Consider the following 26,430-nt stretch of genomic DNA (forward strand, 5'->3'; position numbering starts at 1 on the left):
TGGCACGATGGCAGGGTGACCGCACCGCTGACGCCGCCGCCCCATCAGCCCCCGCACAACAACGGGCACAGTGACCCGTGGCAGGCCCCCGACCCCATGACGGGACATCTGCCCCCCGCGCCGCCCGCTCCCGAGAAGGACGGGCCCGGGCTGCGGGCCGAGCTGCGTGAGGCCGCATCGGTGACGTTGGGTGTCGCGCTCGTCGGGCTGCTGCTCGGGGCGCTGTGGCTGTGGCTCGCGCCGCGGATCCCGCTGGTGTCGGACAGCACGGCGGTCTACCTCAAGGACACCGAGGGGGAGCAGGCCGTCGGGGTCGACGGGACGTTCACCCTGCTCGGGCTCGCGTTCGGTGCGGTGAGCGGGCTCGTGGTCTTCCTGTGGCGCAAGCGCGGAGGCATCCCCCTGGTCGTGGGGCTCGCCCTGGGAAGCCTGCTCGGCGGCCTGCTCGCCTGGCGGTTCGGGATCTGGCTCGGCCCCGCGCAGGACGTGGCCGCGCATGCCAAGGAGGTCGGCAAGGGCGTGGTGTTCGACGCGCCTCTCGAACTCAAGGCCAAGGGGGCGCTGCTCGCGTGGCCGCTGGCCGCGCTGGTGGTCCACCTCGGACTCACGGGGCTGTTCGGGCCCCGGGACCCCGATCCGTACGCCGGTTACTACGACCACGCTCCGCGGGCCGCCGAGGAACCGCCGGGCAGCACCCAGGCCTGAAGGACCGAGGGTCACGCCCCTTCGGGGAGCAGCCCCGCCTCGCCGAGCCGGCTCCGTACGTGCGCGAACTCGGCCTCGCCCAGCGGGACCTGCGGCGCCGCCGTGGCCGGGCAGTCGATGATTCCCCGGAGGTGGACGGCCGCCTTGAACGCGCCGAGCGCCGAGGACGAGCCGCCCATCCGGGCCGGGTCCCCGGCGTCGACGATCGCGAACAGCGCGGCGAGGCGGTCCTGTTCGCGCCGGGCGGTGTCCCAGTCGCCGGCGCGGGCGGCCTCGTAGAGACGTACGTAGCCGTGGGCGTCCACATTGCCGAGGCCCGGGACGACGCCGTCGACGCCGGCGAGCAGGGCGCCGTCCACCGTGAGTTCGGCGCCGGTGAGCACCGAGAAGGCGGGGGCGGCCGCGCGCAGTGCGGGGAGCAGGCGGCGCAGGGAGCCCTCGTCGCCGCTGGAGTCCTTGAGCCCGGCGAGCGTGCCGTCGGCGGCCAGGGCCAGGACCGTGTCGCGGCTCAGCTTGGTGTGTACGGCGGCCGGGATGTCGTAGGCGAACACCGGCAGGTCCGCGCCGGCCCGGAGCCGCCGGAAGTGGTCGGCGATCTCGGCGGGGTGCGTGCGCGTGTAGAACGGCGCGGTCGCCACGAGCGCGTCCGCGCCGGCCTTCACCGCGTCCTTCGCCCGGTCGAGGACCCGTGCGGTCGTCGTCTCGATGACGCCCGCGAGCACCGGGACCCGGCCGGCCGCCGCCTCCACCGCGGCCTCCAGCGCGGTGCGCCGCTGGATGTCCGTGAGGTAGGCGGCCTCGCCGCTGGAGCCCAGCAGGAACAGGCCGTGCACCCCGGCGTCGAGGAGATGTCCGGCCAGCCGCCGCACCGAGTCGACGTCCACCTCGCCCTCCGGCGTGAGCGGCGTGACCAGCGGGGGGACGACGCCGCGGAAGGGGGCGGGGAACGGGGCGCGGAGAGTCATGGCGGTGGTCTCCCTGAGCAGGTCGGCGGGCGGGCAGGGCGGGGATCCGTCGGGACGTAGGACGTCCCATGTTTAGGGTGACAGTGCGGTACCGGCCTCGGCGGTGTCAAGGGTGCGCCAGGAGAGCGGCCCGGCCCGGGAACGCGGCGGCCGCGGACGGCCGCGGAGACCGTCGCGCCTCGGCGCGTCCGGCGTCTCCGCGGCCGGTCGTACTCGCGCTGCTCGTCAGGGGCAGGCTCTCAGGCGGGCCGACGCCCGTGGTTGGCCTTGCCCTTCTTGATCCGCCACTTGCGCTTGCGCGTCTTCTTCGACATGTCCTTGGTGCTTAGCCGAAGCGGCCCGGCACGTCGAGGGGTCACGCGCGTCCGACGGGAGCGAGCACGGCGTCGGTGAGCGCGGCCAGGTCGCCCGGGGCGAGCTCGACCTCGAGGCCCCTGCGGCCCGCGGAGACACAGATCGTCGCGTGCTGCCCGGCCGAGGAGTCGACGACCGTACGCAGCTTCTTGCGCTGGCCGAGCGGGGAGATCCCGCCCCGGACGTAACCGGTGGTGCGCTCGGCGAGCGCCGGGTCGGCCATCGCGGCCCGCTTGCCGCCGACCGCGGCCGCCAGGGCTTTGAGGTCGAGCTGGCCCGCCACCGGCACGACCGCCACGGTCAGCTGTCCGTCGACGTCCGCGACGAGCGTCTTGAAGACCCGGTCGGGGGAGACGCCCATCGCCTCGGCGGCCTCCTCGCCGTACGAGGGGTGCGACGGGTCGTGGTCGTAGGCGTGCACCGTGAACGCCGTGCCCGCGGCGGTCAGCGCCACCGTGGCGGGGGTGCCCGCGGACTGCTGCTGCTTCTTGGCCTTCTTCGCCAACGTGCTGGTCCCCTACGTCAGTTGAGGCTGGTCGCCTGTCTCGTCAGGTCCGTCGCGGGCAGCGACGGGAGATGCCGGATGATCGCCGTCTCGCCGCGCAGCAGCTTCAGCTCGTCGCGCAGCCGGGACGCCGCGTCCGGAGCCTGGAGCAACCGCTGCTTGGTCGGTACGTCGAGCACCGCGGCCGCGGCCACCAGGTACGACACCACCGACGGGTCGTCGGGCAGCTCGGCGCCCGTCGCCAGGGACCGCTCGCGGGCCCCCGCCAGCCGCTTCTGGTACGAGCGGAACGCGCGCAGCACGCCCTCCGCCAGGGCGCCCGCCTCGTCGCCGTCCTCCTCGGGCAGCTCCTCGACCTCGGCGGTCAGATAGGCGCCCGAGGCGTCCACCGAGAGCAGCTTCACCCGGCGGGTGCCGGTGGCCAGGACCTCGAAGCTGCCGTCGGCGCGCTCGCGGATCGTCGCCGCGTCCGCGACGCAGCCCGTGCCGTGGAACGACGACAGCGGGTCGTCGCCGAAACCGGCCGCGGGGCCCGCGCCGGCCTCCTTGGTGGTGATGTCGTCCGGCATGCCGGAGGCGCTCGGCGCGACCTCGTGGCCGTCACGGATCGCGACGACGGCGAACCGGCGCGGCTCGTCGGAGACGGCCGGATCGGCGTCGATGTCGTCGGGGGCGGCGGTCGGGTCATCGGGGGACGCCTTCAACAGGTCGCGCATCAGGGCGCGATAACGCTCCTCGAAGACGTTCAGCGGGAGCACGAGCCCCGGGAACAGCACCGAGTTGAGCGGGAAGAGCGGAAGCCGGACGGTGGTCACGACACTCAAGCCTAATGGGCGCCCGGGCGGGCCGGTCCGCCGCGCAGCGGGAGCGTGGCCGCGACCTCCAGGCGGACCCCGTCGCGCAGCTCCAGGAACCGGTCCAGCGGATCCTCCGCCAGCCGGTCCCAGGGGAACGACGTCGCGTACGGGCCGAGCAGCCGCAACTGCTCCAGGGCGTCCGGCCAGCGCTCCAGCTCGATGAGGACGCAGACCACCAGATTGCGGACCTCCGCGGGCCAGGGGTCGGCCGCGCCGTACGTACGGGACAGCTCGATCGCGAGGTCGGCGGCGGCGTCGAGGCGGGCCCGCGGAACGCCCTGCGGGGAGCGCGCCGTCAGGTACGCGAAGGCCGCGCGCGCGGGCAGGGCGTGCAGCAGGGAGCCGGGCAGGGCGTCCTGCGCGGCGCGCTCGGCGAAGTCGAAGCACTCGGCGTGCGAGCCGTACCAGGCCGCAGACAAATACCGCAGCGCCGCGACGTGACAGCCGTAGTGGTGCGGGGAGCGGCGTACCGCCTGGGCCCACACGTCCTCGAAGTCGGTGTGCGGGGCGTTCGTGCCGCGCGCGTGGTCCAGGGCCACCCGCCAGGGCACCGGGTCGCCGGGCTCGGCCTCGGCTGCGGCCACGATCAGCGGGCCGACCTCGCGCAGCAGCTCGGCGCGGGCGGGAGAGCCGAAGGCGCGGTCCACGGCCAGCTCGGCCTTGACGAGGAGCAGGTCGGGGTCGTGCGGGGAGGCATCCTGCCAGGCGTCGAACCATTCGGTGCGGGACGCGGCGAACGCGGCGAGGCGCCGCACGTAGCGGTCGCGGTTCTCCCACTCGGCCGCCTCGCGCGTGTGGGCGAGGACCTTGGCGGCCGGGCCGTACTCGCCGCCGCCCGCGGCGACCAGGGCGGGCGCGAGGCGCTCGTCCGGGGCGTCGAGGAGGACCTCCTCGTCCGGTGGCAGGCCCGCGGCCAGGACACCGGTGTGACGGATCATGCGGGCGGTCCGTACGAAGGCACGCAGGAACGGCACGGCTGCCTCCTCTACGCGCGTACGGAACGGGTGATCGCGCTGGGATGACGGCCGGGAAGGGCCGATGGTTGCTCACGCGGCGGTAACGGTTTCGGCAGGCCCGCCCTCACCGGCGCCCTAGTTGCGGCGCAGCAGCCGCGTCGTGCCCGCCGCCACCGTCGTCGCCAGGATCCAGCCGAGCAGCACCATGGCCGCCGCCGCCCACTGCCAGCCGCCGCGCAGTTGCCAGCTGCTGGACTGGCCGAGGTCGATCACCGGCAACAGGAGGTCGAGGGCGAACAGGGTCGCGTTCCACTGCGGGCCCTCGCCCGCCTTGATCGGCGGATGGGAGGCACGGCTGAACGCGAACGCGCCGACCGCCCAGAGCACCGCCATCCAGACCGCGGCCCGGCCCGGCCGGTAGCCGTAGGCCACCGTCCAGTCCTGGAGGTAGCCCCACACCTTCGCGGCGGGCGGCAGCGTCTCGCGGCGGCGCCGCTGCTTGGCGAGCAGCACCTCGCGGGCGTCGGAGTCCTCGCCGCTGTTGCGCAGCACCGCGGCGAACCGTTCGTACGGTTCCGGGTTGTACTCGGGGGTCGAGGCGGCGAGCCACTCCAGCCGCCGCACGAGCGGGAAGGGGCCGAGCGGGATGAGGTTCTCGTATGTGAATCCGCCCATCCGCAGCTGCCCCGGGCCGGGCCAGGCCGCCCACTTGTCGACCAGGTTGACGATCTTCGCGCCGGACAGCACGACCCGCCCGCGCTGCGGCCGCTCACCCAGGAAGCGCAGCTCGGGCGTCTGGAGGCGGCGCATCGAGATCTCCTGGTCGTTCTCCAGGACGAAGAGTGCCGAGTCCAGGTCGACCGCGTCGCCGAACCGCCCGTCGTCGAGCCGGACGCCGCCCACGCAACTGAAGCGCTGCACGCGGGTGCCGCGCGCGGGGGTGACGCCACCGGCCAGCAGCGGAGTGCCGAGCCCCGCGGGAGTCAGGTACAGCGTGCGCTCGACGGTCATCTGCGGGGCGTTCAGGGCGTTGCGGCCCTGCGTGTTGCTGAGCCGGCTGCCGCGCAGCGAGAGCGAGACGCCGACCGTGGCGCCGCGCAGGCTGACCTCTCCGTGCGTCTCCACCATCTCGGCCTGGAGGTCCTGCCCCACCGTCAGCCCGTCCGCCATGACCGACTTGCCGCGCCGGTCGCGGAAGACGACGGCCTGGTTGAGCAGCAGGTCCGTGCCGATGTGGGCGTCGGTCAGCCGGATGCCGTGGTGGAAGCGGCAGCGCGGCAGGTGCAGATCGCCCTGGGTGCGCACCCGGGCGCCCTCGAGCCGCGGCACCGAGCAGTCGATGAGCCGGACCGTCGTGAACTGCGCCTCGGGCAGCAGCACCTCCTTCTCGAAGCGGCACTGCTTCAGCTCCAGGTACGGATCGATCGTGCCGCCCGCGAGGTCCAGCACGTCCGTGATCTGGATGCCGTACAGCTTCAGGGACGAGACGCGGCCGGAGAGGGCGGGCGGCCCGTCGAGCAGCAGCCAGGCCACGATCCGCGCCCGCACGCTGCGCTCGGGGCCCCAGGCGTGCCCGCCGTGCGGGTCGTCCTCGGCCGAGACCCCGCTGCGCAGGTCGTAGACGGTGCCGTTGCGAAAGGCCAGCCACATGCCCGCTTCCGCGGCGGTCAGCCCGTCCGGCACATCCCCTTCGCCACTGTCGGTCGTCACATCGACCACGCATGCCCTTCTTCCCCGTGCACCCCTCGGTCACCTACTACTCGCGGGTTTCGTACAACCGTTCATGCCCGCTGGGTGACCGTCTGAACGCTAGCGGTGAAGGTCCCTGGTCCCGCGCCGGTACAACGGCCGAAACAGGTCGTGTATCAGCCATTGATACGGGCCGCCGGTGCCGATCCGGCGTCTGAGAGAATTGCCATGTGATCTCTCGAATCGATCTGCGCGGCGCCGCCCTCCCCGAGGGTCAGGCCCTGCGCTCGCTGCTGCCCCGTGCCGACTTCGACGTCACGGCCGCCCTGAAAAAGGTGCGGCCGATCTGCGAGGACGTACATCATCGTGGCGACGCGGCGCTGATCGACTTCGCGCAGAAGTTCGACGGGGTCGCGCTGAAGAACGTGCGGGTCCCGGCCGAGGCGATCGCCGAGGCCCTGACGACCCTGGACCCGGATGTCCGGGCCGCCCTGGAGGAATCGATCCGGCGCGCCAGGATCGTGCACCGCGCCCAGCGCCGCACGACCGAGACCACGCAGGTCGTGCCGGGTGGCACGGTCACCGAGAAGTGGGTCCCGGTGGACCGCGTCGGGCTGTACGCGCCCGGTGGCCGCGCCGTCTACCCGTCCTCGGTGATCATGGACGTGGTCCCGGCGCAGGAGGCCGAGGTCCCCTCGATCGCCCTCGCCTCACCGGCCCAGAAGGAGTTCGGCGGCCTGCCGCACCCGACGATCCTGGCCGCCTGCGCGCTGCTCGGCGTCGACGAGGTGTACGCGGCCGGCGGCGCCACCGCCGTCGCGATGTTCGCGTACGGCACCGAGTCCTGCCCGCCCGCCCCGATGGTGATGGGCCCCGGCAACATCTGGGTGGCCGCCGCCAAGCGCTTCTTCACCGGCGTCATCGGCATCGACTCCGAGGCGGGACCCACCGAGATCGCCGTCCTCGCCGACGCCACCGCCGACCCCGTGCACGTCGCCGCCGACCTGATCAGCCAGGCCGAGCACGACCCGCTCGCCGCCTCCGTCCTGGTCACCGACAGCGAGGAGCTGGCGACCGGGGTGGCCAAGGAGCTTCAGGCGCAGGTCGCGGTCGCCAAGCACCGCGAGGAGCGGATCGAGCCCGCGCTCGCCGGCAAGCAGTCCGCGATCGTCCTCGTCGACTCCATCGACGACGGCCTCGCGGTCGTCAACGCCTACGGGGCCGAGCACCTGGAGATCCAGACCGCCGACGCGGCCGCCGTGGCCGAAAAGGTGCGCAACGCCGGCGCCGTGTTCGTCGGCCCGTACTCCCCGGTCTCGCTGGGCGACTACGCGGCGGGGTCGAACCACGTCCTGCCCACGGGTGGCTGCGCCTGCCACTCCTCGGGCCTGTCCGTGCAGTCCTTCCTGCGCGGCATCCACGTCGTGGACTACACCCGCGACGCCCTCGCCGAGATCACCCAGCACGTGGTGACCCTCTCCGAGGCCGAGGACCTGCCCGCGCACGGAGCCGCGCTCAAGGCCCGCTTCGGCTGGAAGGTGCCCACGGCGTGACCCGCATCGACGACCTCCCCGTACGGGACGAGCTGCGCGGCAAGTCCCCGTACGGCGCACCCCAGCTGGACGTGCCCGTCCGGCTGAACACGAACGAGAACCCCTACCCGCTGCCCGAGCCGCTCGTCGCGCGGATCGCCGAGCGCGTCGCCGACGCCGCCCGCAGCCTCAACCGCTACCCGGACCGGGACGCGGTCGAGCTCCGTACCGAGCTGGCGAAGTACCTCACCCGCACCACCGGGCACGAGGTCACCACCGAGCAGGTCTGGGCGGCCAACGGGTCGAACGAGGTGCTCCAGCAGCTGCTCCAGGCGTTCGGCGGCCCCGGCCGCACCGCCCTCGGCTTCGAGCCCTCGTACTCCATGCACCCGCTGCTCGCCCGCGGCACGAACACCGGCTGGATCTCCGCCCCGCGCACCGCCGACTACTCCCTCGACGTGCCCGGCGCGATCGAGGCGATCCGGACGCACCGGCCGCACGTCGTCTTCATCACCAGCCCGAACAACCCCACCGGTAACGCGGTCGCGGCCGAGGACGTCCTCGCCCTGTACGAGGCCGCCGGCCGGGACGCGATAGTGATCGTCGACGAGGCGTACACCGAGTTCAGCCACGGCGACTCGCTGCTCCCGCTGATCGAGGGCCGCCCGAACCTCGTCATCTCGCGGACCATGTCGAAGGCGTTCGGCGCGGCCGGACTCCGGCTCGGCTACCTCGCCGCCGACCCGGCCGTGGTCGACGCCGTCCAACTGGTGCGCCTGCCCTACCACTTGTCGGCCGTCAACCAGGCCACGGCGCTCGCCGCCCTGGAGTACACCGACACCCTGCTCGGCTATGTGGAGCAGCTCAAGGGCGAACGCGACCGCATCGTCGAGGAGCTGCGGGGCCTCGGCTTCGACGTGACGGTCGCCGACGCCAATTTCATCCAGTTCGGTGTCTTCCAGGACCCGCACGCCGTCTGGCAGTTCATCCTCGACCGCGGCGTCCTCATCCGTGACAACGGGGTGCCGGGACGACTGCGGGTCTCCGTCGGCACACCCGAGGAGAACGACGCGTTCCTGGACGCGGCCCGCGAAGTGAAGAAGGCCCAAATGAACACTCAGGAGCGTGGCGCATGAGCCGCATCGGACGCGTGGAACGGACGACGAAGGAGACCTCGGTCCTCGTCGAGATCGACCTGGACGGCACGGGCAAGGTCGAGGTGGCGACCGGCGTCGGCTTCTACGACCACATGCTCGACCAGCTCGGCCGGCACGGCCTCTTCGACCTCACCGTCAAGACCGAGGGCGACCTGCACATCGACTCGCACCACACCATCGAGGACACCGCCCTCGCCCTCGGCGCCGCCTTCAAGCAGGCGCTCGGCGACAAGGTCGGCATCTACCGCTTCGGCAACTGCACCGTCCCGCTGGACGAGTCCCTTGCACAGGTCACCGTCGACCTCTCCGGCCGCCCCTACCTCGTGCACACCGAGCCCGAGAAGATGGCGCCGATGATCGGCGAGTACGACACGACGATGACCCGGCACATCCTGGAGTCCTTCGTCGCGCAGGCGCAGATCGCCCTCCACGTCCACGTGCCGTACGGGCGCAACGCCCACCACATCGTGGAGTGCCAGTTCAAGGCCCTCGCGCGCGCCCTGCGCTACGCCAGCGAGCGGGACCCGCGCGCCGCCGGCATCCTTCCTTCGACGAAGGGCGCCCTCTAGCCATGAACGGCCTCGCGACCGTCCTCATCGTCATCGGCCTGTTCCTGCTCGGCGGCGTCTACTCGTTCGCCAAGCAGGGCATGGGCAAGAGCCTCATCACCCTGCTCTCGATCAGCGCCGCCATGTGCCTGGTCGCCGGTGTGCTGCGACTCGACTACTGGAACTGACAGCTGCCATGACCTCTCCCTCGAATCCCGCGAGTCCCGCGAATTCCTCGAGTCCCGCGAGTAAAAAAGTCGTCGTCTTCGACTACGGCTTCGGGAACGTCCGGTCCGCCGAGCGCGCCCTCGCCCGCGCGGGCGCCGACGTCGAGATCACCCGCGACTACGACACGGCCATGAACGCGGACGGGCTGCTCGTGCCCGGCGTCGGCGCGTTCGCCGCCTGCATGAAGGGCCTCAAAGAGGCCCGCGGCGACTGGATCGTCGGCCGCCGCCTGTCCGGCGGACGCCCCGTCATGGGCATCTGCGTCGGCATGCAGATCCTCTTCGCGCGCGGCATCGAGCACGGCGTCGAGACCGAGGGCCTCGACGAGTGGCCCGGCGCCGTCGAGCCGCTCAAGGCCGACATCGTCCCGCACATGGGCTGGAACACCGTCCGCGCGCCCGAGGACAGCACCCTCTTCGCCGGCCTCGACGCCGACGAGCGGTACTACTTCGTGCACTCCTACGCCGTCCAGGACTGGCAGCTGGAAGTGCACAACCCGCATCTGCGCGCCCCGCAGGTCACCTGGGCCACGCACGGCGAGCCCTTCGTCGCCGCCGTGGAGAACGGCGCACTGTGGGCGACACAGTTCCACCCCGAGAAGTCCGGCGATGCCGGAGCCCAGCTGCTGAAGAACTGGATCGGAACCCTCTGATGGCTCCCAAGCTCGAACTCCTCCCCGCCGTCGACGTCCGCGACGGGCAGGCCGTCCGCCTCGTGCACGGCGAGTCCGGCAGCGAGACCTCCTACGGCTCCCCGCTGGAGGCCGCCCTCGCCTGGCAGTCCTCCGGCGCCGAGTGGCTGCACCTGGTCGACCTGGACGCCGCGTTCGGCACCGGCGACAACCGCGCCCTGATCCGCGACGTCACCGACGCCATGGACATCAAGGTGGAGCTGTCCGGCGGCATCCGCGACGACGACACCCTCGCCGCCGCCCTCGCCACCGGCTGCACCCGCGTCAACCTCGGCACCGCCGCCCTGGAGACCCCCGAGTGGGTCGCCAAGGTCATCGCCGAGCACGGCGACAAGATCGCCGTCGGCCTCGACGTCCGCGGTACGACGCTGCGCGGCCGCGGCTGGACCCGCGACGGCGGCGACCTCTACGAGACCCTCGAGCGCCTCAACGCCGAGGGCTGCGCCCGCTACGTCGTCACGGACATCGCCAAGGACGGCACGCTGCAGGGCCCGAACCTGGAACTGCTGCGCACCGTCTGCGCGGCCACCGACCGCCCTGTCGTGGCCTCGGGCGGCGTGTCCTCGCTCGACGACCTGCGCGCCATCGCCGAGCTCGTCCCGCTGGGCGTCGAGGGCTCGATCGTCGGCAAGGCGCTGTACGCCAAGGCGTTCACCCTGGAGGCCGCGCTGGAGGCGGTCTCCTCATGAGCGACGCCGTACGCCGGGTGCAGTCCGGAGCCCCCTGGGAGGAGGACTTCGGGTACGCGCGCGCCGTCGAGCTGCCGACCGGTCTCGTCCTCGTCTCCGGCTGCACGTCCGTAGTCGACGGGGAGATCGCCGAGGGCGGCCCCTACGAGCAGGCCGTGAACGCCTTCAACGTGGCGATCCAGGCACTCGGGCAGCTCGGCCTCGGCCGCGACGACATCGTGCGCACCCGCATGTACCTCACGCACGCGCGGGACGTGGACGAGGTCGGCCGGGCCCACAAGGAGCTGTTCGACACCGTCCGCCCGGCCGCGTCCATGCTGATCGTCTCCGGCTTCGTCGACCCGTCGCTGGTCGTCGAGGTCGAGGTGGAGGCGTTCCGCCCCGCAGGAGAAACCAAGTGAGTCTCGCCGTACGCGTCATCCCCTGCCTCGACGTCGACAACGGCCGCGTCGTCAAGGGCGTCAACTTCCAGAACCTGCGCGACGCGGGCGACCCCGTCGAGATGGCGAAGGTCTACGACGCCGAAGGCGCGGACGAGCTGACGTTCCTGGACATCACGGCGTCCTCCGGCAACCGCGAGACCACGTACGACGTGGTGCGCCGCACCGCCGAGCAGGTCTTCATCCCGCTCACGGTCGGCGGCGGCGTCCGCACCGCCGACGACGTGGACAAGCTGCTGCGCGCCGGAGCCGACAAGGTCGGGGTGAACACCGCCGCCATCGCCCGGCCCGAGCTGATCCGGGAGATCGCGGAGCGGTTCGGGCGGCAGGTGCTCGTGCTCTCCGTCGACGCGCGGCGCACCGAGTCGGGCTCCTTCGGGGTCACGACCCACGGCGGACGCCGCTCCGCCGGCATCGACGCGGTCGAATGGGCGCACCGGGCCGCGGAGTTGGGGGCGGGGGAGATCCTGCTCAACTCGATGGACGCGGACGGGACGAAGGACGGCTACGACATCGAGATGATCGAGGCGGTTCGTCGACACGTGTCCGTGCCGGTGATCGCGTCCGGTGGGGCGGGGGCGTTGGGGCACTTCGCCCCGGCGGTGGGGGCGGGGGCCGATGCGGTGCTCGCGGCGTCGGTCTTCCACTTCGGGGATCTGCGGATCGGTGAGGTCAAGGGGTCGTTGCGCTCTGCGGGGTATCCGGTCCGGTAGCGCGGGCCCGTCTGCCGGGGGCTGTCTCGTCACCGGCCGCGGATCGCGTCGTGGCTGGTCGCGCAGTTCCCCGCGCCCCTGGAGCATGCGGCTCCGCCGCAGCCCCATGAGGCGCGCTGCACGCGCCCTCCGAGATGGCGCACGCAGTGCGCATCTCAGGGGCGCGGGGAACGGCGCGAGAAGCCCCACCGGGCCCGCGGTCGCAAACGAGACAGCCCCCGGCAGACGGGCCGGCGTACACCCAATGGGCGGAACCGGTGATTTCGCCGATGCGCAACACACGGGTCACCCCCCACCGTGGTCGCAGTCAGTGACCACGGTGGCCTCCCGGGACGGATGCCACCTCATCCCCCCGAGAGGACCCGCATCGTGCAGAAGATGCGAACCCGCATGATCCGTACGGGACTTGCCACCCTGCTGGCCCTGGGCGGCCTCGCCACCTCGCAGGCCGTGACAGCCCAGGCCGCCGACAACCCCTACGAGCGCGGCCCCGCCCCCACCGTGTCCAGCATCGAGGCGCTGCGCGGCTCGTACTCCGTATCGCAGACGACCGTGTCGTCCCTGAGCGTCTCCGGGTTCGGCGGCGGCACGATCTACTACCCGTCGTCCACGGCCGACGGCACGTTCGGGGCCATCGCGATCTCCCCGGGCTTCACCGCGTACCAGTCGTCCATCGCCTGGCTGGGCCCGCGTCTCGCCTCGCAGGGGTTCGTCGTCTTCACCATCGACACGAACACGACGGTCGACCAGCCCGACAGCCGCGGGCGTCAACTCCTCAGCGCACTCGACTACTTGACGCAGCAGAGCTCGGTGCGCAGCCGTATCGACACCAGCAGACTCGGGGTCATGGGGCACTCCATGGGCGGCGGCGGCACGCTCGAAGCCGCCAAGAGCCGGCCCTCGTTGCAGGCCGCGATCCCGCTGACCGGCTGGAACACCGACAAGACCTGGCCGGAGGTGAAGACGCCGACGCTGGTCGTGGGCGCGGACGGTGACACCATCGCGCCGGTCGCCACCCATTCCGAGCCGTTCTACGGGAGTCTGCCGAGCTCGCTCGACAAGGCGTACCTGGAGCTGCGCGGAGCCACCCACTTCACCCCGAACTCGTCCAACACCACGATCGCGAAGTACAGCATCTCGTGGCTGAAGCGGTTCATCGACAACGACACCCGCTACGAGCAGTTCCTCTGCCCGCTGCCCTCGGCGAGTCTGACCATCGCCGAGTACCGCGGCAACTGCCCGCACACGTCCTGATGTTCTGGACGGCTGTGCGTGAGCACAGTGTCGGCCGGCGCCGGTTGGGTTCGTTCCCAACCGGCGTCGCGGGTGCGGCGGTTCGTCCGTACGGTGACGTAAGTGAGCGCCAGACGTGTCCTGTTGCTGACCGCGGCCGCCTACGAGAGCGATCCCGAGGGGCCGCGCGTGGACGGCGGCCTCGTGCTGCGGGCCGCGGCGGCCGCCGGGCTCGACGCCGACGCCCTGGACGCCGCCGAGCGCGCGGGCCTGGAGCGGAGCCCGGACGGACGGCTGCGGCTCCCCGGCCGCCGGGCGGTGTACGAAGCGGCGCGGCCCGCTCACCGCAGGGCCGCCCACCGGCTGCTGGCCGAGGCCGCCGCGGGGGAGCGGCACCGGTCGGCGGCGCTGCTGCACCGGGCGCTCGCGGCGCCCTACCCGGACAGCGGCATCGGCGACGAACTGGCCGCGGCGGCACGGGCGTCGGGCCCGTCGCACGGCGAGCGCGCCACTGCCCTCGCCCATGCGGCGGCCCTCGCCACGGAGCCGGCCGTCCGGGCGGAGCGGCTCGTCGCCGCGGCGGACCAGGCCCGCCTCGCGGGCCGCCCGCACCGCGCACGCGAACTGCTCGACCGGGCAGCCGCGTTGACGCCGCCGGACGAGGTGCGCGGGAGCGCCGCGCTCGTGCGCGGCCTGCTGACGTTGCGCGACGGGCCCGTCGCCGACGCCCGCGCCTCCCTGCTGCTGGCCGCCCGGCTCTGTCCCCGGGACCGGGCGCTCGACGCCCGCCTCGCCGCGGCGGAGGCGGCGTGGGCGCTCGGCGACGCGGAGGCGTACCGGGAGGCGGTGGGGGAGCCGCGGGCCCCGGGCGCCAGTGCCCGCTTCTACGGGTTCGCGATGGCCGCCGCCCTCGACGACCGCTACGCGGCCGGGCGGGCCGCGCTGCGCCGCGTCGTCGCCGAGGCCGCCGACGCGGGCGACCCGGACGCCCTGCTGCGGGCCGGGTCCGCCGCCCTGGTCGCCGGGGACGTCGAGGCCGCCTGCCGCCTCGGCAGCCTCGCCCTCGCCGCCGCCCGCGCCCTCGACGCGGGGCCCGAGCTGCCGCGCGCCCTGGAACTGCTCGCGTACGGCGAACTGCGTGCCGGGCGCCATGCCCGCGCCCGGGCCCACGCCGAGGAGGGACTGCGAGCCGCGCGCGCCACCGGGCAGCGCAACGTCCTCGCCCACCAGCACGCGATTCTGGCCCTGGTCGCCTCCCTCGACAGCGACGCCGTCACCGTCGCCCGGCACGCGGCGGCCGCGCAGGACATCGCCGCCCGGCACGGCCTCGTCCAGGCGGCCACCCTCGCCCAATGGGCGCTGGCCCGTGCCGATCTGGCCCGCGGTCGCGCGTGCGAGGCGGCGGCCCGGCTCGGACCGCTCGTCCGGCCCGGGCCGCGCCGCGGGCACTTCGCGGTCCGGATGCTCGCCGTGCCGTGCTTCGTGGAGGCGGCGGTGTCGGCCGGTGATCTGGAGGGGGCCCGGGCCGCCGTCGCGGAGTTCACGGTGTGGGCCGACCGCGGCTACGACCGGCAGGCGAAGGCCCAACTGGCGCGCTGCCACGCCCTGTTGGCGGCCGGTGATCCCGTCCGTGCGGAGGCCCGCTTCACCGAGGCGCTGGCCCGGCACGAGCGGACCGGCGGCGACTTCGAACGGGCCCGCACCGCCGACCTGCACGGTCAGTGGCTCCGCCGCGCCCGCCGGCCCGCCCGCGCCCGGGTGCTGCTGCGCGACGCCCTGGTCGCCTTCGAGCGGTGCGGCGCCACGGTCTGGGCCGCCCGGACGGCCGCCGAACTGCGCGCCACCGGAGACGCCCCGGCGTACGAGGAGCCCCCGGGCAGACTGGCCGAGCTGACGCCGCAGCAGTTGCGGATCGCGCACTGCGTGGCCGAGGGCGCCACCAACCGTGAGGTCGCCTCGCGCCTGTCGGTGAGCCCGCGCACCGTCGACCACCACCTGCGCAACGTCTTCGCCCTGCTGGGCGTGCGCTCGCGCGTCGAACTGGCCCGCCTGGTGGACCGCGCGGAACGGCCCGTCGCCCACTCCTGAGGACCCGCCCTCGCGCCCCGCCCGGCCCCGCGCGCCCCCTTACGCCCGCATCACGGTTTGTGCGCGGCACCGTGTCGTTATCACCAGGGGCTGGAGACCGACCAGACGGTATGTCATTCTTCGGGCCCAGGGCGGCTCCGGCACGCCCCGGCACGAGCCGAGCCGAGGAGGACCGTGACCGTGATGCCCGCGCACCTCGTACGTCCCCGACCCCGCCCCCGGACCGGAGCCGCCCCCGCCGGGTCCGACGCGGTCGCCGTGCTGCGCCGCGCAGCGCTGCCCCTCATGGGCCAACTCCCCTCCCTCACCGATCGGTTGACAGCCGAACTGCACGCCAGAGAACCGGCCTACCGCGCCGCGATCGACGCCGACCCCGGCGACATCCGGCGGGAGGTGCAGCGCTCGCTCCGGCACAGCGTCGCCTCCCTGCTCGACCCCGGCCGCTCCCGCGAGGCCGCCCGCGTCTGCTCCGCCAGGATCGGCGCCGAGCGTGCGGCCCGCGGCCTCCCGCTCGACGCCCTCCTGCACGCCTTCCGGCTCGGCGGCGCCCTGGTCTGGCAGGCGCTCGTCGACGAGGTGACCCGCCACCACCCGCGCGACGCGCATCTGCTCGTCCACCTCGCCGCCGACGTGCGCACCTACGTCGACGAGCACTGCGCCTGCGTCGCCGAGGCCTACCACCGGGCGGAGCACGAACTGACCTGGCGCCGCGAGAACCGGCGCCGCCTGATGGCCGCGGCCCTGCTCGACGGCGCCACCCGCATCGCCGACCTGCCCGACGCCGCCGCCGCCCTCGGCCTGCCCGAACGCGGCCGGTACGCCGTCGTCCTCGTCGCCGGCGGCCGGGGCGCGGCGCCCGCGCCCGCCGGGACCCGGACCGTGTGGCACCCGGGACCCGACGCCGAGCGCGGCATCATCGCCCTCGGGGAGTGCGACGTACGCGAACTCGCCGCGCGGTGGCGCGCGTCGACGGACCGCGCGGCCGGCGTCCGGGTCGGCGTCAGCTCAGCCGTCGAAGGCCTCGCCGCCGTCGGGGGCGCCCGGCGCCTGGCCGAGACCGCCCTGCGGATCTGCCCCGCGGGCGGCGGCACCGTCCTCCTCGACGACGAACTGCCCGCCGCCCTCGTGGCCGGGGCCCCCGCGCTCGGCGGCCTCCTCGTCGACCGGGTACTCGGCCCGCTGCGCGCCCTGCCGCCGGCCGACGGGGCGCTGCTCCTCGACACCCTGACCGCCTGGCTGGACTGCGACGGCTCGGCGCAGCGCGCCGCGTCCCGCCTCTACTGCCACCGCAACACGGTCCTGAACCGCCTGCGCCGCTACGAATCCCTCACGGGCCGCAGCCTGACCCGCCCCGCCGACCTCGTAGAACTCGCCCTGGCCCTGAACGCACACCGCCTGCGCCCATAGAGGCTCTACAACCCCAGCGCCTTCGTCTCGCTCAGCTGGGTGATGGCCGCCTTGTCGCCCTCGAGGTCCACGTTCGCCGCGTCCTGGCGGCCGAAGGTGTACATCAGCAGCTCCGAGGGTTCGCCGGTGACCGTCACCACCGGCGCGCCGCGGTGCGCGACCGCCGTCCGGCCGTCCGGGCGGCGCAGCACGACCCCGACGGGGGCCTTGCGGCCCATCACCCGGGCCATCCGCTCCAGGCGGGACCACAGCACCTCGCTGAAGACCGGATCGAGCTCGCGCGGCGACCAGTCCTCCTGCGCGCGGCGCACGTCCTCCGCATGGATGTAGAACTCGACCACGTTCGCCGCCTCGTCGAGCTGCTTCAGGGCGAACGGCGAGAAGCGCGGCGGCCCCGTCCGGATCAGCTGGATCAGTTCCTCGTACGGCTTCTCCGCGAACTCGTGCTGCACCCGCTCCAGGCGGGAGGCGAGCTGCTTGACGAGGGTGCCGCCGGCGGCATCGGGGCGGCGCTCGCGCACCACGACGTGCGCCGCGAGGTCGCGGGCGGTCCAGCCCTCGCACAGAGTGGGGGCCTCCGGGCCCGCCGCCTCCAACAGATCGGCGAGGAGAAGTCGTTCACGCTTGGCATGGGTCGACATGCCCGCAAGCCTACGACCGCCCGCACCGTCCGGACAGTGGACTCCCCACGGAGACGCGCCACGAGCGCGGCACAATGGCACGTATGACCGCCGAGCCCCAGCCCAGTGACCTCGACCCGGCCATCGCCGCCCGCCTCAAGCGCAGCGCCGACGGCCTGGTCCCCGCCATCGCCCAGCAGTACGACACCGGCGAGGTGCTGATGCTCGGCTGGATGGACGACGAGGCGCTGCACCGCACCCTGACCACGGGCCGCTGCACGTACTGGTCGCGCAGCCGCCGCGAGTACTGGGTCAAGGGCGACACCTCGGGCCACTTCCAGCACGTGAAGTCCGTCGCCCTGGACTGCGACGCGGACACGATCCTCGTCAAGGTCGACCAGGTGGGAGCCGCCTGCCACACCGGCGCCCGCACCTGCTTCGACGCCGACGAACTGCCGGTCACAGCCCCTTCCGCTTAAGACCTAAGCTCCTCCCATGGATCTCGAGACCTTCCGCAAGCTCGCGACCGACCGCCGAGTGATCCCCGTCAGCCGCAAGCTCCTCGCGGACGGCGACACGCCCGTCGGTCTCTATCGCAAGCTCGCCGCAGAGCGCCCCGGCACGTTCCTCCTGGAGTCCGCGGAGAACGGCCGGTCCTGGTCCCGGTACTCGTTCGTCGGCGTGCGCTCCGCCGCCACGCTGACCTCGCGCGACGGACAGGCCCACTGGCTCGGCACCCCGCCCGTCGGCGTCCCCACAGGCGGCGACCCCCTCGCCGCCCTGCGCGCCACCATCGAGACCCTGCACACACCGCGCTACGAGGGACTCCCGCCGTTCACCGGCGGCATGGTCGGCTACCTCGGCTACGACATCGTGCGCCGCCTGGAGAAGATCGGCCCCGGCGAGCGGGACGACCTGAACCTGCCCGAGCTGACGATGCTGCTCACCAGCGACCTCGCCGTGCTCGACCACTGGGACGGCTCCGTCCTGCTCATCGCCAACGCGATCAACCACAACGACCTCGACACGGGTGTCGACGAGGCCTACGCCGACGCCGTGGCCCGCCTCGACGCCATGGAGGCCGACCTCGGCAAGCCGGTGCACACCGCCCCCGCCGCGCTCCCGGCCTCCGAGCTTCCCGAGTTCACCGCGCTGTGGGGCGGAGAGCAGTACCAGGAGGCCGTCGAGGACATCAAGGAGCGGATCCGCGCGGGCGAGGCCTTCCAGGTCGTGCCCTCCCAGCGCTTCGAAACCCCTTGCACGGCAAGCGCGTTGGACGTGTACCGCGTCCTGCGGGCCACGAACCCGTCCCCGTACATGTACCTCTTCCGCTTCGACGGATTCGACGTCGTCGGCTCCTCCCCGGAGGCCCTCGTCAAGGTCGAGGACGGCCGCGCCATGGTCCACCCCATCGCCGGGACCCGGCCGCGCGGCACCACCCCCCAGCACGACCAGGCGCTCGCCGACGAACTGCTCGCCGACCCCAAGGAGCGCGCCGAGCACCTCATGCTCGTCGACCTCGGCCGCAACGACCTCGGCCGGGTCTGCGAACCCGGCTCCGTCGAGGTCGTCGACTTCATGTCCGTCGAGAAGTACTCGCACGTCATGCACATCGTCTCGACCGTGACCGGCCGGGTCACCGGCGACCGCACCGCCTTCGACGTCCTCACCGCCTGTTTCCCCGCCGGCACCCTCTCCGGCGCCCCCAAGCCCCGCGCCATGCAGATCATCGACGAACTGGAGCCGTCCCGGCGCGGCCTGTACGGCGGCTGCGTCGGCTACCTCGACTTCGCCGGCGACTCCGACACCGCCATCGCCATCCGCACGGCGCTGCTCCGCGACGGCACCGCGTACGTGCAGGCGGGCGCGGGCGTCGTCGCCGACTCGGACCCCGTCGCCGAGGACACCGAGTGCCGCAACAAGGCCGCCGCGGTGCTCCGCGCCGTCCACACGGCGAACCGGCTCGGCGCCCCGAGCGCCGGTGTGAAGTGACCCACGCCTCGCGCCCCTGGGGCACACACACCTGTACGGACAGGCGATAGTGGAATACGTGACTGCCGTACCGCACCCCCGAACCGAAGCCGCCGAGACCACCGGGCCGAGCAAGAACGGCCGGCGCAGTCTCGGCGTCGCCCTGCTCTTCGGTGCCGCGGGCGCCGCGGTCGCGCTGCTCGCGTCCCGGCAGGAATGGTGCTCGGGCGTCGCCGCCGTCGCGGGCGGCAAGCTGCCGCTGACCGCCAAGGGCAGCGACGTCACGGGCCTGCCCGCCTCCCTCGCCATCGTGGGCCTCGCCGCCCTCGTCGCCGTGTTCGCGGTGCGCCGCGCGGGCCGCGTCCTGGTCGCCGTGCTGCTCGCGCTCAGCGGCGCGGGCGCCGTCGCCGCCGCGATGCTGGGCGCCGGCGACAGCTCCGCGCTCGACGAGAAGGCCGCCGCGGCCTCCGGCGACGCGTCGTCCACCATCCACGCCCTCAGCCACACCGCCTGGCCCTACGTCGCGGCCGCAGGCGGCGCCCTCCTCCTGATCGCCGGCATCCTCGCCGTCGTCTACGGCGCGGCCTGGCCCTCCATGGGCGGCCGCTACGAGCGCGACGGCGCCCCGCGCGCCCGCAGGCAGAAGCCCGTCGACCCGGACCGCCCCGAGGAACTGTGGAAAGCCCTCGACCGCGGCGAGGACCCGACGGGCACGGCCTGAGAGCCCGACCCCGCGTTCGTCCCGTACGCGCCGGTACGGGACAATGGACCTGTACGACTTGATCGCGGTACGCCCCATCGCCCCGGGCGAGGACCGGGCGCGGCCGCATAGGCCATAAGCAACGAGGAGCAAGCCATGGCGGACAGCAGCCACGGACACACCCCGGCCGCCTGGACCGGTGTCATCATCGCCTTCATCGGGTTCATCGTCGCGGGCACCTTCATGGTGATGGTGCAGCCGGTCGGCTTCTGGGTCGGCATGGCTCTGCTGGTCATCGCCCCGATCGTCGGCGGCGTGATGAGCATGGCCGGCATGGGCAAGCCCAGGCGCGCCGAGCTGGTACTGCCGGCCAGGACGACCGGCAGCACCGCCGGCTCGGAGGCCTGACACTTCCGGTACGTGACAGGGGCGGGGCGGCGACCAGTTCGCCGCCCCGCCCCTGACGTATGTCCGGGGGAGCCGGGCACGGCAGACGGGTGTCCGGGGGAGCGGAGCGCGGGTCGCCGGGGGACAATCCCCGGGTGACCGTCGATGCGACCCACACCGCCCGCCCCGGCCCGCTGCGCCGGGTCGCCGTCCCGCTGGGCATCCTCGGCGGTGTCGCGGCCGCCTTCGCCTATGTCGGCGCCGTCGACCCGAACGAGGCGGGCCACTACCCCGCCTGCCCGCTCCTGCGCGCCACCGGCGTCTTCTGCCCCGGCTGCGGCGGCCTGCGCGGCGCCCACGCGCTCGTCCACGGCGACCTGACGGGCTCCCTGGGCGCCAACGCCCTGGCGGTCGCCGGGTACGTGCTGTTCGCGGTGGTGTGGGCCGTATGGGTGGTACGGGCGGCCCGCGGACGGCCGACGAGCCTCGGTCTCGGGCGCGTACACCTGTGGACGCTCGGCGGACTCGTGCTGGCCTTCACCGTTGTCCGGAACCTGCCCTTCGGTGGCTTCCTACACCCTTGATCAACAACATTTGTCCAGGTAGTGGGACCGCCATCAACCGGATGCAGAGCCTTCGCCCTCCTCCGGATACCATCGCAGTGACCACTCGGTTGCTCAGAGAACCGAATTGCAAGAAAGGAAGTCCGCTCGCGTGAGTGTGCTCGACGAGATCATCGACGGAGTCCGTGCCGACCTCGCGGAACGGCAGGCGCGCGTCAGCCTCGACGAACTCAAGGAGCGCGCGGCGAAGGCTCCCGCGGCCAAGGACGGAGTCGCGGCCCTGCGCGGCGACGGCGTCAAGGTCATCTGCGAGGTCAAGCGGTCCAGCCCCTCCAAGGGCGCCCTTGCCGCGATCGCCGACCCGGCGGCCCTCGCCGCCGACTACGAGGCGGGTGGCGCGGCCGTCATCTCCGTCCTCACCGAGCAGCGGCGCTTCGGCGGCTCCCTCGCCGACCTCGAAGCGGTCCGCGCCAAGGTGGACATCCCGGTCCTGCGCAAGGACTTCATCGTCACCTCCTACCAGCTGTGGGAGGCCCGCGCGTACGGGGCCGACCTCGCCCTGCTGATCGTCGCAGCCCTCGACCAGCCCGCCCTGGAGTCCCTCATCGAGCGCGCCGAGTCCATCGGTCTCACGCCGATCGTCGAGGCGCACGACGAGGACGAGGTCGAGCGGGCCGTCGACGCCGGGGCGAAGATCATCGGCATCAACACGCGCAACCTCAAGGACCTCTCGGTCGACCGCGGCACCTTCGAGCGCGTCGCCCCGGACATCCCGGACCACATCGTCAAGGTCGCCGAGTCCGGCGTGCGCGGCCCGCACGACCTGATTGCGTACGCCAACGCCGGCGCGGACGCCGTCCTCGTGGGCGAGTCCCTGGTGACCGGCCGCGACCCGCGCTCCGCCGTCTCCGACCTCGTCGCCGCCGGCGCGCACCCCGCGCTGCGCCACGGACGGGGCTGACCCCGCGCCATGCCCATTGCCGCCCGCCTCGCACCCGGCTGCCGCCCCCGCGGCTGCCGGGCGCCTGCGCGGCGCGTGCATGGTCGCAGGGTGCGGTATGTCATCGGCGATGAGCCGGGCCAGGTGAACGGCATGCGATGGCAGAGCGCCCCGTCAGGGGCGCGGGGAACGGCGCGATCAGCCACGATGTCGCGCCGGCCGGACGATTCGTCTGCCCACTACGGCGCGTAGCCGTCCTCACCTCGGTGGGGCTCGCCCGCGCAGTTCCCCGCGCCCCTGGCGGGGTCGATCGCATCGCAGATCACCCATTCACGCCACGTGAGGTATAGGCATGCCCAGCGAGTACTTCCACCCGGACCCAGAGGGTCAAGTCCCCAGCGCAGAAGGCTACTTCGGCGCGTACGGCGGCAAGTTCATCCCGGAGGCCCTCGTCGCCGCCGTGGACGAGGTCGCCGTCGAGTACGAGAAGGCCAAGAACGATCCCGAGTTCGCCCGCGAGCTCGACGACCTCCTCGTCAACTACACCGGCCGCCCCAGCAGCCTCACCGAGGTGCCCCGGTTCGCCGAGCACGCCGGCGGAGCCCAGATCTTCCTCAAGCGCGAGGACCTCAACCACACCGGCTCGCACAAGATCAACAACGTGCTCGGCCAGGCCCTGCTCACCAAGCGCATGGGCAAGACCCGCGTCATCGCCGAGACCGGCGCGGGCCAGCACGGCGTCGCGACAGCCACCGCCTGCGCGCTGTTCGGCCTCGAATGCACCATCTACATGGGCGAGATCGACACCGAGCGCCAGGCCCTGAACGTGGCCCGCATGCGCATGCTCGGCGCCGAGGTCATCGCCGTGAAGTCCGGCAGCCGCACCCTCAAGGACGCCATCAACGAGGCGTTCCGCGACTGGGTCGCCAACGTCGACCGCACGCACTACCTCTTCGGCACGGTCGCGGGCCCGCACCCCTTCCCGGCGATGGTCCGCGACTTCCACCGCGTCATCGGTGTCGAGGCCCGCCGCCAGATCCTGGAGCGCGCCGGACGCCTTCCCGACGCCGCCATCGCCTGCGTCGGCGGCGGCTCGAACGCCATCGGCCTCTTCCACGCCTTCATCCCGGACACCGGCGTCCGCCTCGTCGGCTGTGAGCCGGCCGGCCACGGCGTCGAGACCGGCGAGCACGCGGCGACCCTGACCGCCGGCGAACCCGGCATCCTGCACGGCTCCCGCTCCTACGTCCTCCAGGACGAGGAGGGCCAGATCACCGAGCCGTACTCGATCTCGGCCGGCCTGGACTACCCGGGCATCGGCCCCGAGCACGCCTTCCTCAAGGACAGCGGCCGCGGCGAGTACCGCGCCGTCACCGACGACGCCGCGATGCAGGCACTGCGCCTGCTGTCGCGGACCGAGGGCATCATCCCGGCCATCGAGTCCGCGCACGCCCTCGCCGGCGCCCTCGAGGTCGGCAGGGAGCTCGGCCCGGACGCGCTGATCATCGTCAACCTCTCGGGCCGCGGCGACAAGGACATGGACACCGCAGCCCGGTACTTCGGTCTCTACGACGAGGGTGCCGACGCCGAAGTCGCGGCCGACGCCGCCGACACCGCCGAGATCGAGGGGGACGCCAAGTGAGCGGGAACATCCAGCTGTTGAACGACACCCTGGCCGGCGCCAGGGCCGAGGGCCGCTCCGCCCTCATCGCCTACCTGCCCGCCGGGTTCCCGACGGTCGACGGCGGCATCGAGGCCATCAAGGCCGCCTTCGACGGCGGCGCCGACGTGGTCGAGGTGGGCCTGCCCCACTCCGACCCGGTGCTCGACGGACCGGTCATCCAGACCGCCGACGACATCGCGCTGCGCGGCGGCCTCAAGATCAAGGACGTCATGCGCACGGTGCGCGAGACCTACGAGGCCACCGGCAAGCCGGTCCTCGTCATGACGTACTGGAACCCCATCGACCGCTACGGCATCGAGCGGTTCACCGCCGAACTCGCCGAGGCGGGCGGCGCCGGCTGCATCCTGCCCGACCTTCCCGTGCAGGAGTCGGCGACCTGGCGCGAGCACGCGGAGAAGCACGGTCTCGGCACCGTCTTCGTCGTCGCGCCCAGCAGCCAGGACGAGCGCCTCGCCACCATCACGGCCGCCGGTTCCGGCTTCGTCTACGCCGCCTCGCTGATGGGCGTCACCGGCACCCGCGAGTCCGTCGGCAACCAGGCGCAGGACCTCGTGCGCCGCACCAAGGCCACCACCGACCTGCCGGTCTGTGTCGGCCTCGGCGTCTCCGACGCCAAGCAGGCCAAGGAGGTCGCCACCTTCGCCGACGGCGTCATCGTCGGCTCGGCGTTCGTGAAGCGGATGCTCGAAGCCGAGGCCGTCGGCGACACCGCCGCGGGCCTCGCGGCGGTCCGGGCCCTCGCCGCGGAGCTCGCCGCGGGCGTACGGGGCAACGCCTAGCCAGGTCACCCATATGGGTGGAAGTGGGTCGGGGAGGCACGCTCGTGCCTCCCCGGTTCGTTGGCGCAGGTGTGAGCGAGAAGAACCGTGAGGGAAAGCGCGTGGCCCGGGACCGGCTGGCCGCGGAGCGCGAGAAGCAGAGAACCGCGGAGAAGCGGCGCCGGACGCTGATCGTGGGCGCCGCCGTCGTCTGCGTGCTCGGCCTGGCCGCCGTGATCGGGGTGGTCGCCGCGAACTCCGGCGACGACAGTTCGAGTGACACGTCCGGATCCGCGGCCGCGCCGAAGGGAGCCGGGGGCAAGGACGATCTGGCGGTGCCGGTGGGCAAGGACAGCGCGAAGTCGACGCTCACGGTGTGGGAGGACTTCCGCTGCCCCGCCTGCAAGTCCTTCGAGGACGGGTTCCGTTCGACGATCCACGAGCTGACCGACGCAGGCCAGCTGAAGGCCGAGTACCACACGGTCACGCTCATCGACTCGAACATGGGCGGCAGCGGCTCCCTGCGCGCGGGGAACGCGGCGGCGTGCGCGCAGGACGCGGGCAAGTTCACCGAGTACCACGACGTGCTGTACGAGAACCAGCCGAAGGAGACCGACGACACCTTCGCGGACAACGGCAAGCTGATCGACCTGGCCGGGAAGGTCGACGGGCTCGTCACCGACTCCTTCAAGTCCTGTGTGAAGGACGGCACGCACGACGGCTGGATCAGCAAGTCCTACAAGGCGTTCCAGGACGGCGGCCACAAAGGCACCCCGACGGTGCTGCTCAACGGCAAGAACCTCATGGACGACCAGAGCATGACTCCGGCCAAGCTGAAGCAGATGGTGCAGGACGCCGACAAGTAGCGCGCCGGTAGGTCCTGTTAACAGGTCTTGTAAACAGCACGTATGAGCAAGCCTTGTTATGGAGACGTAGCCGGGCTGCCGGACGAGTCCGCGGCCCGGCACGGTAGCGTCGACCCTGCCATGGAACTTGCCTACATCCCCAGTCCGTCGCAGGGCGTGGTCCACCTCGGGCCCATCCCGCTGCGCGGCTACGCGTTCTGCATCATCATCGGCGTCTTCGTGGCCGTCTGGCTCGGCAACAAGCGCTGGGTCGCCCGCGGCGGGCGCCCCGGCACGGTCGCCGACATCGCGGTCTGGGCGGTGCCGTTCGGCCTGGTCGGCGGGCGTCTCTACCACGTCATCACGGACTACGAGCTGTACTTCAGCGAGGGCCGGGACTGGGTCGACGCCTTCAAGATCTGGGAGGGCGGCCTCGGCATCTGGGGCGCCATCGCGCTCGGCGCGGTCGGCGCCTGGATCGGCTGCCGCCGCCGGGGCATCCCGCTCCCGGCCTGGGCCGACGCCCTCGCACCCGGCATCGCCCTCGCGCAGGCCATCGGCCGCTGGGGCAACTGGTTCAACCAGGAGCTGTACGGCCGGGCGACCGACCTGCCCTGGGCCCTGAAGATCACGTCGGACACGGACGGGCGGGTGCCCGGCACGTACCACCCGACGTTCCTGTACGAGTCCCTGTGGTGCATCGGCGTCGCGCTGCTCGTCATCTGGGCCGACCGCAAGTTCAAGCTGGGCCACGGCCGGGCGTTCGCGCTGTACGTGGCCTCGTACTGTGTCGGCCGCTTCTGGATCGAGTACATGCGCGTGGACGACGCGCACCACATCCTCGGTCTGCGCCTCAACAACTGGACGGCGCTCTTCGTCTTCCTGCTCGCCGTCGTCTACCTGGTCGTGTCGGCGAAGACGCGCCCGGGACGCGAGGAGATCGTCGAACCGGGGGCGGAGGGAACCGGCGAGGCCGGTAAGGATGAGGCCGGTAAGGATGAGGCCGGTAAGGATGAGGCCGGTAAGGATGAGGCCGGTAAGGACGAGGCCGGCAAGGATGGGGACGGCAAGGACGAGGCCGGTGAGTCCGTGAAGCTGGACAAGTCCGAGGAGCCCGGCCCAGCCAAGGACACCGCCGAGGCCGAGAAGGCCTGAGAGTTCGCGGCTGTACGTCGAAGAGGGCGCCGGACCTGGGGGTTCGGCGC

At 72.8% G+C, this 26,430-nt stretch carries 30 protein-coding genes; 23 read left to right on the forward strand and 7 right to left on the reverse strand.

Going from position 1 to position 26,430, the window contains the following annotated elements; translation table 11 throughout:
* The first annotated feature begins 15 nt into the window (after positions 1 to 15).
* Positions 16 to 705 (forward strand): DUF2567 domain-containing protein, encoded by a 690-nt coding sequence (locus ABD366_RS00385; protein WP_324768316.1) that lies wholly within the window; start codon positions 16 to 18, stop codon positions 703 to 705.
* Positions 706 to 716: 11 nt separating this feature from the next.
* Here ABD366_RS00385 and ABD366_RS00390 read toward each other — a convergent pair whose 3' ends face one another.
* The 6 genes from ABD366_RS00390 to ABD366_RS00410 all read right to left on the reverse strand — a co-directional run bounded on the left by ABD366_RS00390 (position 717) and on the right by ABD366_RS00410 (position 5,992).
* Complete coding sequence (locus tag ABD366_RS00390; RefSeq protein ID WP_324768315.1) at positions 717 to 1,670, reverse strand: dihydrodipicolinate synthase family protein; 954 nt, start codon at positions 1,668 to 1,670, stop codon at positions 717 to 719.
* A 239-nt stretch (positions 1,671 to 1,909) separates the two neighbouring features.
* Positions 1,910 to 2,029, reverse strand: coding sequence for a hypothetical protein (locus ABD366_RS43725; RefSeq protein ID WP_486388814.1), 120 nt, complete (start codon positions 2,027 to 2,029; stop codon positions 1,910 to 1,912).
* On the reverse strand, positions 2,026 to 2,529 hold the full coding sequence (gene ybaK / locus ABD366_RS00395) for a Cys-tRNA(Pro) deacylase (protein WP_324768314.1): 504 nt from the start codon (positions 2,527 to 2,529) through the stop codon (positions 2,026 to 2,028). The genes ABD366_RS43725 and ybaK overlap by 4 nt, the downstream gene beginning before the upstream one ends.
* A gap of 17 nt (positions 2,530 to 2,546) precedes the next feature.
* A complete protein-coding gene (locus ABD366_RS00400; protein ID WP_324768313.1) occupies positions 2,547 to 3,344 on the reverse strand; it encodes an LON peptidase substrate-binding domain-containing protein in 798 nt (265 codons plus the stop codon).
* An 11-nt stretch (positions 3,345 to 3,355) separates the two neighbouring features.
* Positions 3,356 to 4,324, reverse strand: a complete 969-nt coding sequence (locus ABD366_RS00405; protein WP_411293686.1) for a hypothetical protein — start codon at positions 4,322 to 4,324, stop codon at positions 3,356 to 3,358.
* A gap of 153 nt (positions 4,325 to 4,477) precedes the next feature.
* Positions 4,478 to 5,992 (reverse strand): oxidoreductase, encoded by a 1,515-nt coding sequence (locus tag ABD366_RS00410; protein WP_324768413.1) that lies wholly within the window; start codon positions 5,990 to 5,992, stop codon positions 4,478 to 4,480.
* 269 nt (positions 5,993 to 6,261) lie between these two features.
* On the opposite strand from ABD366_RS00410, the gene hisD reads away from it, so the two are divergent.
* The 11 genes from hisD (at position 6,262) to ABD366_RS00465 (ending at position 16,757) form a co-directional block, all read left to right on the forward strand.
* Complete coding sequence (gene hisD, locus ABD366_RS00415) at positions 6,262 to 7,584, forward strand: histidinol dehydrogenase (RefSeq protein WP_324768311.1); 1,323 nt, start codon at positions 6,262 to 6,264, stop codon at positions 7,582 to 7,584.
* The gene (locus tag ABD366_RS00420; RefSeq protein WP_324768310.1) at positions 7,581 to 8,699 is read left to right on the forward strand and encodes a histidinol-phosphate transaminase; all 1,119 of its coding nucleotides are present in this window, start codon (positions 7,581 to 7,583) and stop codon (positions 8,697 to 8,699) included. Before hisD ends, ABD366_RS00420 begins: the two co-directional genes overlap by 4 nt.
* Positions 8,696 to 9,289, forward strand: a complete 594-nt coding sequence (hisB, locus tag ABD366_RS00425) for an imidazoleglycerol-phosphate dehydratase HisB (protein ID WP_324768309.1) — start codon at positions 8,696 to 8,698, stop codon at positions 9,287 to 9,289. Before ABD366_RS00420 ends, hisB begins: the two co-directional genes overlap by 4 nt.
* Before the next feature lie 2 nt (positions 9,290 to 9,291).
* Complete coding sequence (locus tag ABD366_RS00430; RefSeq protein ID WP_324768308.1) at positions 9,292 to 9,456, forward strand: hypothetical protein; 165 nt, start codon at positions 9,292 to 9,294, stop codon at positions 9,454 to 9,456.
* Between the two features lie 8 nt (positions 9,457 to 9,464).
* The gene (gene hisH, locus ABD366_RS00435; protein WP_324768306.1) at positions 9,465 to 10,148 is read left to right on the forward strand and encodes an imidazole glycerol phosphate synthase subunit HisH; all 684 of its coding nucleotides are present in this window, start codon (positions 9,465 to 9,467) and stop codon (positions 10,146 to 10,148) included.
* Entirely contained in the window at positions 10,148 to 10,876 is a 729-nt protein-coding gene (gene priA / locus ABD366_RS00440) for a bifunctional 1-(5-phosphoribosyl)-5-((5-phosphoribosylamino)methylideneamino)imidazole-4-carboxamide isomerase/phosphoribosylanthranilate isomerase PriA (RefSeq protein ID WP_324768305.1), read from the forward strand. The genes hisH and priA overlap by 1 nt, the downstream gene beginning before the upstream one ends.
* Positions 10,873 to 11,277, forward strand: a complete 405-nt coding sequence (locus tag ABD366_RS00445; protein WP_324768303.1) for a RidA family protein — start codon at positions 10,873 to 10,875, stop codon at positions 11,275 to 11,277. Before priA ends, ABD366_RS00445 begins: the two co-directional genes overlap by 4 nt.
* Positions 11,274 to 12,029: an imidazole glycerol phosphate synthase subunit HisF gene (gene hisF / locus ABD366_RS00450; RefSeq protein ID WP_324768302.1), complete on the forward strand. Its 756-nt coding sequence runs from the start codon at positions 11,274 to 11,276 to the stop codon at positions 12,027 to 12,029. Before ABD366_RS00445 ends, hisF begins: the two co-directional genes overlap by 4 nt.
* Positions 12,030 to 12,365: 336 nt before the next feature.
* A complete protein-coding gene (gene bdeA, locus ABD366_RS00455; RefSeq protein ID WP_411293682.1) occupies positions 12,366 to 13,283 on the forward strand; it encodes a bis(hydroxyethyl) terephthalate hydrolase in 918 nt (305 codons plus the stop codon).
* 102 nt (positions 13,284 to 13,385) lie between these two features.
* Complete coding sequence (locus ABD366_RS00460) at positions 13,386 to 15,350, forward strand: helix-turn-helix transcriptional regulator (protein ID WP_344440830.1); 1,965 nt, start codon at positions 13,386 to 13,388, stop codon at positions 15,348 to 15,350.
* 183 nt (positions 15,351 to 15,533) lie between these two features.
* Positions 15,534 to 16,757 carry a PucR family transcriptional regulator gene (locus tag ABD366_RS00465; protein WP_344440948.1) on the forward strand — a complete coding sequence of 408 codons (1,224 nt, stop codon included), beginning with the start codon at positions 15,534 to 15,536 and terminating at the stop codon, positions 16,755 to 16,757.
* A gap of 5 nt (positions 16,758 to 16,762) precedes the next feature.
* Here the strand turns inward: ABD366_RS00465 and ABD366_RS00470 are convergent, their stop codons facing one another.
* Positions 16,763 to 17,398, reverse strand: a complete 636-nt coding sequence (locus ABD366_RS00470; protein WP_324771955.1) for a TIGR03085 family metal-binding protein — start codon at positions 17,396 to 17,398, stop codon at positions 16,763 to 16,765.
* Between the two features lie 83 nt (positions 17,399 to 17,481).
* Between ABD366_RS00470 and hisI the strand changes: the two genes are divergently transcribed.
* The 11 genes from hisI (at position 17,482) to lgt (ending at position 26,380) form a co-directional block, all read left to right on the forward strand.
* Complete coding sequence (hisI, locus tag ABD366_RS00475) at positions 17,482 to 17,856, forward strand: phosphoribosyl-AMP cyclohydrolase (protein ID WP_411293796.1); 375 nt, start codon at positions 17,482 to 17,484, stop codon at positions 17,854 to 17,856.
* A 16-nt stretch (positions 17,857 to 17,872) separates the two neighbouring features.
* Positions 17,873 to 19,369, forward strand: a complete 1,497-nt coding sequence (locus ABD366_RS00480) for an anthranilate synthase component I (RefSeq protein ID WP_324771953.1) — start codon at positions 17,873 to 17,875, stop codon at positions 19,367 to 19,369.
* A gap of 49 nt (positions 19,370 to 19,418) precedes the next feature.
* Positions 19,419 to 20,069: a TIGR02234 family membrane protein gene (locus ABD366_RS00485; RefSeq protein WP_324771952.1), complete on the forward strand. Its 651-nt coding sequence runs from the start codon at positions 19,419 to 19,421 to the stop codon at positions 20,067 to 20,069.
* A gap of 135 nt (positions 20,070 to 20,204) precedes the next feature.
* Positions 20,205 to 20,456 carry an HGxxPAAW family protein gene (locus tag ABD366_RS00490; protein ID WP_324771951.1) on the forward strand — a complete coding sequence of 84 codons (252 nt, stop codon included), beginning with the start codon at positions 20,205 to 20,207 and terminating at the stop codon, positions 20,454 to 20,456.
* Positions 20,457 to 20,590: 134 nt separating this feature from the next.
* Positions 20,591 to 21,019, forward strand: coding sequence for a DUF2752 domain-containing protein (locus tag ABD366_RS00495; protein ID WP_324771950.1), 429 nt, complete (start codon positions 20,591 to 20,593; stop codon positions 21,017 to 21,019).
* 130 nt (positions 21,020 to 21,149) lie between these two features.
* Positions 21,150 to 21,959 (forward strand): indole-3-glycerol phosphate synthase TrpC, encoded by an 810-nt coding sequence (trpC, locus tag ABD366_RS00500; protein ID WP_324771949.1) that lies wholly within the window; start codon positions 21,150 to 21,152, stop codon positions 21,957 to 21,959.
* A gap of 9 nt (positions 21,960 to 21,968) precedes the next feature.
* Entirely contained in the window at positions 21,969 to 22,190 is a 222-nt protein-coding gene (trpM, locus tag ABD366_RS43420; RefSeq protein WP_411293795.1) for a tryptophan biosynthesis modulator TrpM, read from the forward strand.
* 100 nt (positions 22,191 to 22,290) lie between these two features.
* The gene (gene trpB, locus ABD366_RS00505; protein ID WP_324771948.1) at positions 22,291 to 23,580 is read left to right on the forward strand and encodes a tryptophan synthase subunit beta; all 1,290 of its coding nucleotides are present in this window, start codon (positions 22,291 to 22,293) and stop codon (positions 23,578 to 23,580) included.
* Complete coding sequence (trpA, locus tag ABD366_RS00510; protein WP_324771947.1) at positions 23,577 to 24,401, forward strand: tryptophan synthase subunit alpha; 825 nt, start codon at positions 23,577 to 23,579, stop codon at positions 24,399 to 24,401. The genes trpB and trpA overlap by 4 nt, the downstream gene beginning before the upstream one ends.
* 71 nt (positions 24,402 to 24,472) lie before the next feature.
* Positions 24,473 to 25,246, forward strand: a complete 774-nt coding sequence (locus tag ABD366_RS00515) for a DsbA family protein (RefSeq protein ID WP_324771946.1) — start codon at positions 24,473 to 24,475, stop codon at positions 25,244 to 25,246.
* A 120-nt stretch (positions 25,247 to 25,366) separates the two neighbouring features.
* Positions 25,367 to 26,380, forward strand: coding sequence for a prolipoprotein diacylglyceryl transferase (gene lgt, locus ABD366_RS00520; RefSeq protein ID WP_324771992.1), 1,014 nt, complete (start codon positions 25,367 to 25,369; stop codon positions 26,378 to 26,380).
* Positions 26,381 to 26,430: the final 50 nt, after the last annotated feature.

The organism is Streptomyces kunmingensis, from assembly GCF_039533535.1.
In the GTDB taxonomy this organism is placed as follows: domain Bacteria; phylum Actinomycetota; class Actinomycetes; order Streptomycetales; family Streptomycetaceae; genus Streptomyces; species Streptomyces kunmingensis.

Bases quoted from the DNA above. Each gene is read 5' to 3' on its own strand.
- bdeA (WP_411293682.1), top strand. From the start codon at position 12,366: ATGCCACCTCATCCCCCCGAGAGGACCCGCATCGTGCAGAAGATGCGA.
- ABD366_RS00490 (WP_324771951.1), top strand. From the start codon at position 20,205: ATGGCGGACAGCAGCCACGGACACACCCCGGCCGCCTGGACCGGTGTC.
- ABD366_RS00480 (WP_324771953.1), top strand. From the start codon at position 17,873: ATGGATCTCGAGACCTTCCGCAAGCTCGCGACCGACCGCCGAGTGATC.
- ABD366_RS00445 (WP_324768303.1), top strand. From the start codon at position 10,873: ATGAGCGACGCCGTACGCCGGGTGCAGTCCGGAGCCCCCTGGGAGGAG.
- ABD366_RS00390 (WP_324768315.1), bottom strand. From the start codon at position 1,670: ATGACTCTCCGCGCCCCGTTCCCCGCCCCCTTCCGCGGCGTCGTCCCC.
- hisH (WP_324768306.1), top strand. From the start codon at position 9,465: ATGACCTCTCCCTCGAATCCCGCGAGTCCCGCGAATTCCTCGAGTCCC.
- ABD366_RS00470 (WP_324771955.1), bottom strand. From the start codon at position 17,398: ATGTCGACCCATGCCAAGCGTGAACGACTTCTCCTCGCCGATCTGTTG.
- hisB (WP_324768309.1), top strand. From the start codon at position 8,696: ATGAGCCGCATCGGACGCGTGGAACGGACGACGAAGGAGACCTCGGTC.
- ABD366_RS00410 (WP_324768413.1), bottom strand. From the start codon at position 5,992: ATGTGGCTGGCCTTTCGCAACGGCACCGTCTACGACCTGCGCAGCGGG.
- trpM (WP_411293795.1), top strand. From the start codon at position 21,969: ATGCCCATTGCCGCCCGCCTCGCACCCGGCTGCCGCCCCCGCGGCTGC.
- ABD366_RS00465 (WP_344440948.1), top strand. From the start codon at position 15,534: ATGCCCGCGCACCTCGTACGTCCCCGACCCCGCCCCCGGACCGGAGCC.
- ABD366_RS00405 (WP_411293686.1), bottom strand. From the start codon at position 4,324: ATGATCCGTCACACCGGTGTCCTGGCCGCGGGCCTGCCACCGGACGAG.
- hisI (WP_411293796.1), top strand. From the start codon at position 17,482: ATGACCGCCGAGCCCCAGCCCAGTGACCTCGACCCGGCCATCGCCGCC.
- priA (WP_324768305.1), top strand. From the start codon at position 10,148: ATGGCTCCCAAGCTCGAACTCCTCCCCGCCGTCGACGTCCGCGACGGG.
- ABD366_RS00430 (WP_324768308.1), top strand. From the start codon at position 9,292: ATGAACGGCCTCGCGACCGTCCTCATCGTCATCGGCCTGTTCCTGCTC.
- lgt (WP_324771992.1), top strand. From the start codon at position 25,367: ATGGAACTTGCCTACATCCCCAGTCCGTCGCAGGGCGTGGTCCACCTC.
- trpB (WP_324771948.1), top strand. From the start codon at position 22,291: ATGCCCAGCGAGTACTTCCACCCGGACCCAGAGGGTCAAGTCCCCAGC.